This window comes from Aminiphilus sp., from assembly GCF_029975095.1.
Taxonomy (GTDB): Bacteria; Synergistota; Synergistia; order Synergistales; family Aminiphilaceae; genus Aminiphilus.
This window is the reverse complement of the sequence record NZ_JARKPW010000152.1, coordinates 1-9,364: the sequence shown is the minus strand read 5'-3', so window position 1 is coordinate 9,364 and position 9,364 is coordinate 1. Positions and strand designations below refer to the sequence as shown.

The following is a 9,364-nucleotide window of genomic DNA, read 5'->3' as shown; positions in this document are numbered from 1 at the left end:
CCGCAGCCTTCTGCAAGACTTCCGTGAGCATGTTCAGAAAGGGCTCCTCATCGAAAAAAGGATTCTCACTCGCGAGAGCGATGACCTTGCACTCGTCCAGCAACATGAAGCGGTCCCAGACACCACAGAGGGTCAACCCTGCTTTCAGTCCCGGCACGGCCTGGGCGAGAAGATGGGTCAACGTCTCCATGATCGACGAATATCCGAAAACCATGGAAAAACCAAGCCGTCCCCCCCCATCGCGCTCGGGATCGATGAGATGGTCCGGAAACAGCGTTCCCACACGACCGCTCCGCAGACTTTTGAGGTACAGGAACTCGCTCCCCACTTCGAGCGCAAAAGCGGCTATGGAGCGGAGCTGCTCGCTGTACATGGAATTGACGGACACGGGCGCGAAATCAAGACTGTAAGAAACCCAGGACGCAATGTCCAGATCCACGTCCCTGTCCCAGTAGGGAAGAACGCCCATGGAAGCTCCGCCGTGCTCCTTTCTCTTACTGCTGAACAAGGAGCCTGCACACCGTTTCGACAAGGATATCGATCTCCGGCTTGGTAATCTGGGCGTCCGCGCCGATGCTAACGGCCTTTCTCTTGATGTCGTCGGCCATGATGGAAGAGAAAACGATCACGGGCAACCTGCGAAGTTTTTCATCCTCCTTGACCCTGCGGGTCAGCGTGAGCCCGTCCATCTTGGGCATCTCGATATCGGTGATCAGGAGGTGAAAGGAATCTCCCTCGTCCAGAAGACGATCCATGGCCGCCTTTCCGTGACTCACCAACTCCACGTTGTGGAAACCACCTTCGCCAAGGGCATCCTGGATGAGCTTCCGAATCAACGGAGAATCCTCGGCGACAAGGATCTTGTACTTGTTCGGATCGCCGATTTCCTGCAGCACGTTCTTCGCCATGCGGGAATCCACGTGGAACTGGGCGGAGAGCATGGGATTCACCACCTGAACGATTCTCTCGTAATCAAGGAGAAGGATGTTCCGTCCTTCCCGCTTGATGACATAAAGGGCATTCTCACCGAGAAATGTTCCGGAAAGCGTGGCGTCCAACTCGTCCGAATTGATGCGGTAGATGCGCTCAACCGCATCCACGACGAAACCGAGCTTCATCTTGTTGAATTCGGCCACAATGACCTTTCGTTGGTCTTGCTCAACCTGAGGGACATGTCCGAGAAACGCCGCCAAATCGATGAGAGGAATAACTTCTCCCCGCACCGTCGTGATTCCCAGCATCGCCTCATGAGACCTGGGGACGGGGCGTACTCCCGTCCATCGGAGAATCTCCCGCGTTTTGTCCACGTTGATCGCGAAACTCTGATCTCCCAAGAGGAAGACAACCACTTGCCATTCGTTCGTTCCCACTTCGGTAAGAATGCGTTCGTCCCTCATGAGATCACCCCGTTCATCTTCTCCAAGCCCTTGGGACACTATAATCCAACTTGGTGAATCGCTCAATACGGAGACCCGTCGTTCACCGGAAAACATCACCCCTTCAGTCAGGGGCACCTCGTTCCGGGCGCGAACATCTCCTCTTGATGGGAAAGCATTTCCAAAAGGCTTCGGGAAATCCTGTACCGACACCATGATACCCTTTTTCCCCGACATGGGACATAGGAGCCGCGTACTCCCCGAAATTCGCCACATTTTGGAGCCGCAATCCGTCTCTTGCACGATCGCACCGCTGCCTCCGTCACCTTTTCCGTTCGGGCATGGAAAGAGCGACGCGTTCTCATCCGCAAAGACGTCGCCTCGCTTGCATCTCCAAAATCTTTCCGTTCTCTACCCGGAGAGGTGACATGCTCGCCCCGCGCCTCGCCCTGACAGTCCATCTTGACGAATGGGCAAAGAGTCCGTATGTTCTTTGAAAGGCTTCGAAACTTCCGAAAAGGTGGTACCACGTTCATGCGCAAATTGCGGAATATGCTTCTCGTCCTTACGGTCGCCCTTTTGTGGTGTGCGCTCCACACACCCAAGGAGGGAACGGCCCAGGCGCTCGTCATCGCACGAGGCGACATCTCCACGAAAAATGTGGCACTCACCATCGACGACGGACCTCATCCTGGATTTACGAACCGTATTCTGGACATCCTTCAGGGAAAAGGTGTGAAGGCCAGCTTCTTCGTCGTGGGCCGCATGGCCGCAGTGAGCCCCGAAATCGTCCGCAGGATGCTCGCGGAAGGACACACCGTGGGAAATCACACTCACTACCACAACAACCTGCTCTCGCTTCCTCTGGAGAATGTCCATATCGAGTGGGATATGTGCTCCAGCACTCTCAAGACCATTACCGGAAAGGCACCCCGTTTCGCCCGGCCCCCCGGAGGGAACTACGACGCATCGGTCCTTGAGGTGGCGCGAAAATCCGGGTTGACCACCGTGCTTTGGACGGCTAACGGCGCCGATTGCACCGGAATCAGCTCCGGAGACATTACGAAGCGTATCCTCTCGCGAACAGGCCCCGGAGGCATCATCCTTCTTCACAGCGGTGTGGAGGCGACTATCGAGGCACTTCCCGGCATCATCGACACACTCAAGGCAAAAGGATACCGATTCGTGACCCTCGATGAAATGGCCGGCCCCGTACCCACGCCGCAACGGAAGGAACTCCGTTCCGCCTCCTCCGAGTCGCCCACCAAACGCATGGACTGACCGAACCTCCCGCGACGGGAAACCGCCCCCGCCGACCTTCGCTTACCTTCGGACTCTTCCGTAAAGCTGGAGGAAGCGCCGCAGTCTTTCGCTCACCGGAAGGGAAAGATGTTCTCCTTGTACGCGCCATTCCCAATTCCCCGAGACAGTGCCGGGACGGTTCATACGAGCCTCCCGGCCAAGCCCGAGGATATCCTGCATGGGAAGGATCGCCGTTTCCGCCACAGAACTGAGCGCCATCCGGAGGAAAACCGCTGCGACAGCGTCTCTCCCGAGGGGGAAACCCAGATAGTCCGATAAGGCTTCTCTTTCCTCCGGCGTCGCCTCCCGGTCGAACCACCCCAGGGCAGTGTTGTTGTCGTGGGTCCCCGAATAGACCACGGTTTTTCGGTCATGGTTGTGGGGAAGATAGGGATTTTCGGCATCAAACCCGGCAAAGGCGAACAGAAGAACCCGCATTCCCGGAAGGCCCAGTCGTTCCATGCCGCGACGCACATCCTCGGTGATGACACCCAGATCCTCCGCCACAAAAGGCAACCTGCCGAAACGCTCCCGCAGCACCAGGAAGAGTGACTCGCCGGGCCCCGCCCTCCACGTTCCCCGCACTGCCGTGGGTTCCGTTCCAGGAATGGACCAAAAGGCGAAGAAGCCTCTGAAGTGATCGAACCGGATCCGGTCGCAACAACAGAGAAGGTGGGCCACCCGAGCCTCCCACCAGGAGAAGAGTTCTTCCCGTTTCTCCCCCCAACGAAAAAGTGGATTCCCCCATCGTTGTCCGGTCTCGCTGAAATAATCGGGGGGCACTCCCGCCACGGAGTTCGGATGTCCCTCCCCGTCGAGATCAAAGAGGTTCTGGTGAGCCCACACATCCGCGCTGTCGTGGTCAACATAGATGGGAAGATCCCCCAGCAGGTCGATGCCCTTTCCACGGCAGAAGCTCTTCAAGGCGCCCCATTGCCGAAAGAAGAGATATTGCCGAAAAATCTCTTCCTCCACGCTCCTCCACAGCTCCTTCCGGGCTTTCGCCAACGCCGCAGGGTCCCTTTTTCGCAACGATTCGGGCCAGGACGTCCAGGGCTGCCCCGAATAGGTTCTCTTCAGCACAGAAAAAAGTGCATAATCCTCAAGCCAGTGACGTTGAGCCTTGTGAAATCCAGCCACCTCGCCCATAAGCCGAGACGAGCGGAGCGCCGCCTCGAAAGCCCTGCTCAGCACCGCGTTTTTCCATGCCGTCACCTTTCCGTACTCCACACGATCCTCCCGAAACGGAACGGGAGAAAGGATGTCGCACGTTTCGAGAAGACCCATACTCACGAGAAAATCAAGACTGATGAAAAGAGGGTTTCCCGCAAAGGCCGACGACGCGCTGTAGGGTGAATTGCCGCGTCCCTCTTCGGTGGGACAGAAGGGGAGAATCTGCCAAAGAGTCATGCCGGATCGAGCGAGGAATTCCACAAAACGATACGCACCCGGGCCGAGATCCCCGATACCGCAGGAGGATGGCAGGGAGGAGAGATGGAGGAGAACCCCTGCCTCTCTAGGCATGGGAAGAACTCCCTTCAAAGAAAAGAACACCGAGGGGAGGGAGGGCCACGGAAAGCGACATGGATTGCCCGTGCCAGGGAATGGGTTCCGCTGTGGCCCCCCCCGTGTTTCCGATGCCGCTCCCGCCGTATTCGGCGGCATCGCTGTTGAGGGCTTCTCTCCAGAAACCTCCTCCGGGAACGCCGAGGCGGTAATTGAACCGCGGAACGGGCGTCATGTTGCACACCACAAGGGTTCGCTCCGGACCATCACAGCGGAGAAAACTCAGGACACAGTTCTCCGTGTCGGTGAAATCCACCCACTGAAAGCCCTCCCAGGAGAAATCTCTGCGATACAGCGAAGGCCTGTTTCGATAATACCAGTTCAGGTCCATGACCCAACGCAGAATGCCGTCGAAGGGGCGAAAACCCAACAGTTCCCAGTGTAACCCCTCTTCATGATACCATTCCTGCCACTGCCCGAACTCCCCTCCCATGAAAAGGAGCTTCTTGCCGGGATGGCCGAACATGTAGCCGAAGAGCAACCGGAGACCGGCTCCTTTCTGCCAGTCATCCCCGGGCATCTTGGAGAAAAGGGAACGTTTACCGTACACCACTTCGTCGTGAGAGAGAGAGAGGCAGAAATTCTCCGTGAATGCGTACATGAGACTGAACGTGAGCTGATTCTGATGGTATTTTCGGAAAATGGGATCCCTGGAAAAATAGGACAGCGTGTCGTGCATCCACCCCATGTTCCACTTCATGCCGAACCCGAGCCCTCCCACATAGGTGGGGCGGGAGACGAGCGGCCACGCCGTGGACTCCTCCGCAATGGTTTGGGCTTCGGGGACTCGTTCATAGACGGCTTCGTTGAGCCTGCGGAGAAACTGAAGCGCCTCAAGGTTCTCCCTGCCGCCGAACTCGTTCGGAATCCATTCCCCATCCTTCCGGGAGTAATCGAGATAGAGCATGGAAGCCACGGCATCGACCCGAAGACCGTCGGCGTGATACCGCTCCAACCAGAAGATGGCGCTGCTGATGAGAAAACTCCGAACTTCGCCTTTTCCGAAATCGAAAATATAGCTGTTCCAGTCGGGATGGAATCCCTTGCGCGGATCCGCGTATTCGAAGAGGTGCGTCCCATCGAAAAGTCCCAGGCCGTGTCCATCCACGGGAAAATGGGAGGGAACCCAGTCCAGAATGACGCCGACCCCCTCCTGGTGGAATCTGTCCACCAGGGCCATGAAGTCCTCGGGAGTACCGAATCTGCTCGACGGAGCAAAATAGCCGATGCACTGATATCCCCAGGATCCATAGAAAGGGTGCTCCATGACCGGGAGAAACTGCACATGGGTGAATCCCATGTCCCGAACGTAGGGAACGAGCTCCTCCGCGAGATCTCTATAGCTCAGAAGAGCGCCGTACCGTCTCCGCCAAGACCCGAGGTGAACTTCGTACACGGAGAACGGAGCGTCGAGAGCATTTCGGGAAGCCCTCTCGCGCATCCACATGCCGTCATTCCAGACATGTTCGGGAGACCACACGACAGAGGCGCTCCGGGGCGGTTCCTCCCACCACAGAGCGAAAGGATCCCCCTTCTCCGCACGAAAATCCCCGTTGCTGACGTGATATTTGTAGAGGCATCCCTTGCCCACTCCGGGCACGAATCCCTCCCAGATTCCCGAGCTGTCCCACCGGGGCGCGAGAGGATGTGCACTACAGTCCCAGCCGTTAAAGTCGCCCATAACGCTTACGCGTTTCGCATTGGGCGCCCAAACGGCGAAGAGCGTGCCCTCACTGCCCTCCACCGTCATGGGATGCGAACCGAGTTTGTCCTGAAGACTCCAGTGGTTGCCCTCCCGGAACAGATAGATGTCATAATCGGTCAACCGGGAGATGCCATAGACAACACGCTCGTTCCATCCGTCCTTCATTTTTCTCTCCCCCAGTCCTTTTCAGAGAGGCAGGCATACGTGCGCTTCCTCAAGAAAGGCCTCGTCCGTTCCGGGAATCTCCCCTCTTGGCGTTCAGGAACATTGTAGCATTCATCACCCTGTCGCGGTCTTTTTCAAAAGGAGTTGAAAGATTCCCGTTTCAATCCGAAGAGAAAGCTGCCGACGATGCGGGAAATCCGATCTGTGGTTCATTCCACCACGTGAAGGCATTATCCCGTTTTCTCCATAGAAACCGTGCGACAGCTTTTATGCCGACACGCGTTCTTTCAGAAATGACGGTTTTCATCTGCCTCCGATTTGTTATGATACGAGCGAGAAGGAAAGAGAAGGACACATCTTCCCTCCGTGTTTCCTGTCGTACCCCTTTCCGGAGAGCACTTTCCGAGCGCGCGCGAAAGGAGAGACCCGTGCGAAACATCGGCCTGTTCCTGACACTTTTTCTCTCGATCTATACGATGACGAACCTGTATCTCTTCCGCCACATCCATCTCGCCACAGCCATCGTTCCATGGATCCGCCCCATCCTCTACAGTGCCTGGCTTTTCGTTCTCCTTGCATATCCCCTGGGGCGCATTCTGGGCCGACTCCTCCCCTATTGGCTCGGAACCGCTTTCCTCTGGATCGGAGCCCTCTATCTCGGGTTTCTGACCTATGCACTCCTTCTGGCACTGATGACGGATCTCTACAGGCTTTGCAGCAGCCTTGTCCCTGCTCTCCTCCGCCCCCTTTCCCCTGCGGGAACAACCCACCTGTGGCTCTGGGGAGGAGTCGGCATCGGCGCACTGCTTCTTTTGGGGTATATCAACGCTCTCACTCCGAGAATCCGCCTCATGGAAATGACACTTCCGGCTCCCTTGGGCAGCGGACCGGAACAGCTCCGACTCGCCGTCGTCACCGACATCCACGCGGGGGAAATCATCCACAACGCACGCTTGCAACATATCTTTCAGCGCGTGAACGAAACGAAACCCGATGCGGTGCTCCTGGTGGGAGATATCGTGGACGGCCTCGTCCGCAAGGCGGAGGAGGCCGAATTGGCAGAGGAGCTGCAGAAGCTGGACGCACCGCTCGGTGTCTACGCGGTGACGGGAAACCACGAGTACTATGCTGGCATCGAGGAAGCACTGGCCTACATCGAAAAGGGAAACGTCCGCATTCTTCAGGATGAATCCGTCGTTTTGGCAGACCGGCTCCTTCTGGTGGGGCGGAACGACCGCCAGGCGCCCTGGTTCGGCCACTCTCGAAAATCTCTGGAGACGCTCCTCGCCGAATCCTCCGCTCCCGCAGATCTTCCCGTGGTCGTCCTCGACCATACTCCGCTGGATCTCGACGAAGCTGCAGACACCGGCGTCTCCCTCCAGTTTTCGGGGCACACCCACAACGGCCAGCTCTTTCCCTTCAACCTCATCACAAGAAAGATCTATGAACAAAGCTGGGGAATGCTGCGAAAGAAAAAAACCATCTTCTACGTTTCCTGCGGCGTAGGCACCTGGGGGCCCCCCTTCCGCACGAGCAGCGTTCCGGAAATCGTGCTCTGCACGCTCACCTTTTCCGAGCCGCAGACCGCCGCGGTGCAGGGCCCCCCCTGACCCGAAGAGTTATCGGGAGATCCTCAGACTGTTCCTCCCCCCTCCTCGTGATGAAGAAAACATGCCACAAAATGGCCGGAGCCTCCGTCCAGAAGGGCGGGTTCCTCGTGGCGGCAGCGGTCCATCACATGGGCACAGCGCGTGTGAAAACGACACCCGCTGGGAGGCGAGACCGGAGAGGGCACATCGCCTTCCAGGATGATGCGCTTCCGCTGCTTTACCGGATCCGGAACGGGGATGGCCGAGAGAAGCGCCTCCGCGTAAGGGTGAAGCGGTGCGGCGAAAAATGCTTTTTTCGGAGCGAGTTCTACGATCTTCCCCAGGTACATGACCGCCACCCGGTCCGAGATATACCGGATCACGGAAAGATCGTGGGAGATGAACAGGTAGGTGAGATCGAGCCGCTCCCGGAGATCGCAAAGTAGATTGAGCACCTGGCTCTGGATGGAAACGTCCAGCGCCGAAACAGGTTCATCGCAGACGACGAACTCAGGTTTGACCGCAAGTGCCCTGGCAATGCCGATGCGTTGCCGCTGTCCTCCGGAGAACTCGTGGGGGTACCGAAATCGATGCTCCGGACGAAGTCCGCACTGTTCGAGAATGTCCGCCACGTAGCCATCGGCATCCTTCCCTCGGGCGATACCATGATACCGCACCGCCTCCCCTACGATGTCCCGCACGTTCATGCGCGGGTTCAGACTCCCGTAGGGATCCTGAAAGATGATCTGCATCTTCCTCCGCACACCCGCGGGATCTTTCCGAAGCATTTCCCCCACGGGCATCTGGCGGAAGAGAACCGTTCCCTCGGTGGGTTTCACGAGGTGCAGCAGGGTTCGTCCCGTGGTGGTCTTACCGCACCCTGATTCTCCGACGAGCCCCAGGGTTTCTCCCTCGTTCACCGAGAAAGAAACACCGTCCAGGGCGAGGACATTGCCGACGGTCTTACGAAAAAGCCCCTTCCGGATGGGGAAATATTTTTTCAACCCCGCCACGGAGAGAATCGGCGCAGACCTTCGCTGTTCCTTTCCCGCTTCAATCATGGCGCTCACCCACCTTATCCGGATCATCCGCGCAAAGCCAGCACCGCACAGAACGTCCTCCCTTCAAGAGAAAAAGCGGCGGTTCTTCCATGCGACATTTCTCGAAACATGAGGAACATCTGTTGTGGAAACGGCATCCCTCGGGAAAGTCCAGGGGATTCGGCACGACGCCGGGAATGACGTCCAAACGCTCCCGGTCCTCATCGAGACGGGGGATAGAGTGCAAGAGCCCCTTCGTGTAGGGGTGCAGGGGTTGACGAAAAAGGGGATCCACGTCCGCTTCCTCCACCACCCGGGCCGCGTACATGACCACAACGCGCTGGGCCGTCTCGGCGATGACCCCCAGGGCGTGGGTGATGAGAAGGATCGACGAACCAAACTCCTTCTTCAGACCGTTCATCAGATCCAGAATTTGTGCCTGAACCGTTACATCCAACGCCGTGGTCGGCTCGTCCGCGATGAGCAATCCGGGATTGCAGGCGAGAGCCATGGCGATCATGATGCGCTGCCGCTGCCCGCCGGAAAATTGATGGGGGTACTCATCGAGGCGACGCGTCGCCCCCGGAATGCCCACGAGATCGAGCATGTCCGCGGCTTTCT

At 57.7% G+C, this 9,364-nt stretch carries 7 protein-coding genes and 1 pseudogene; 2 read left to right on the top strand and 6 right to left on the bottom strand.

Annotated features, from left to right (window positions below):
* Positions 1–469 (bottom strand): annotated as a pseudogene (locus Q1K49_RS09305) (hypothetical protein); the annotation flags it as partial.
* A 25-nt stretch (positions 470–494) separates the two neighbouring features.
* Positions 495–1,397, bottom strand: coding sequence for a chemotaxis protein (locus Q1K49_RS09300; RefSeq protein WP_300525420.1), 903 nt, complete (start codon positions 1,395–1,397; stop codon positions 495–497).
* Positions 1,398–1,910: 513 nt separating this feature from the next.
* Here Q1K49_RS09300 and Q1K49_RS09295 point away from each other — a divergent pair.
* On the top strand, positions 1,911–2,657 hold the full coding sequence (locus tag Q1K49_RS09295) for a polysaccharide deacetylase family protein (protein WP_300525417.1): 747 nt from the start codon (positions 1,911–1,913) through the stop codon (positions 2,655–2,657).
* Between the two features lie 42 nt (positions 2,658–2,699).
* Here the strand turns inward: Q1K49_RS09295 and malQ are convergent, their stop codons facing one another.
* Together malQ and glgB are read right to left on the bottom strand one after the other, a co-directional pair.
* Positions 2,700–4,202: a 4-alpha-glucanotransferase gene (malQ, locus tag Q1K49_RS09290; RefSeq protein WP_300525414.1), complete on the bottom strand. Its 1,503-nt coding sequence runs from the start codon at positions 4,200–4,202 to the stop codon at positions 2,700–2,702.
* Positions 4,195–6,114 (bottom strand): 1,4-alpha-glucan branching protein GlgB, encoded by a 1,920-nt coding sequence (gene glgB, locus Q1K49_RS09285; protein ID WP_300525412.1) that lies wholly within the window; start codon positions 6,112–6,114, stop codon positions 4,195–4,197. The genes malQ and glgB overlap by 8 nt, the downstream gene beginning before the upstream one ends.
* A 428-nt stretch (positions 6,115–6,542) precedes the next feature.
* Here glgB and Q1K49_RS09280 point away from each other — a divergent pair, with 428 nt between their 5' ends.
* Positions 6,543–7,724 (top strand): metallophosphoesterase, encoded by a 1,182-nt coding sequence (locus Q1K49_RS09280; RefSeq protein WP_300525409.1) that lies wholly within the window; start codon positions 6,543–6,545, stop codon positions 7,722–7,724.
* Between the two features lie 23 nt (positions 7,725–7,747).
* On the opposite strand, the gene Q1K49_RS09275 is transcribed toward Q1K49_RS09280, so the two are convergent.
* Both Q1K49_RS09275 and Q1K49_RS09270 read right to left on the bottom strand, forming a co-directional pair.
* Positions 7,748–8,764 (bottom strand): ABC transporter ATP-binding protein, encoded by a 1,017-nt coding sequence (locus Q1K49_RS09275; RefSeq protein WP_300525406.1) that lies wholly within the window; start codon positions 8,762–8,764, stop codon positions 7,748–7,750.
* On the bottom strand, positions 8,757–9,364 hold a 608-nt coding region (locus Q1K49_RS09270), incomplete at its 5' end, for an ABC transporter ATP-binding protein (RefSeq protein ID WP_300525404.1). The genes Q1K49_RS09270 and Q1K49_RS09275, both read right to left, overlap by 8 nt.

Coding starts and splice junctions, on each gene's coding strand:
- Q1K49_RS09275 (WP_300525406.1), bottom strand. CDS start 8,764: ATGATTGAAGCGGGAAAGGAACAGCGAAGGTCTGCGCCGATTCTCTCC.
- Q1K49_RS09295 (WP_300525417.1), top strand. CDS start 1,911: ATGCGCAAATTGCGGAATATGCTTCTCGTCCTTACGGTCGCCCTTTTG.
- glgB (WP_300525412.1), bottom strand. CDS start 6,114: ATGAAGGACGGATGGAACGAGCGTGTTGTCTATGGCATCTCCCGGTTG.
- malQ (WP_300525414.1), bottom strand. CDS start 4,202: ATGCCTAGAGAGGCAGGGGTTCTCCTCCATCTCTCCTCCCTGCCATCC.
- Q1K49_RS09300 (WP_300525420.1), bottom strand. CDS start 1,397: ATGAGGGACGAACGCATTCTTACCGAAGTGGGAACGAACGAATGGCAA.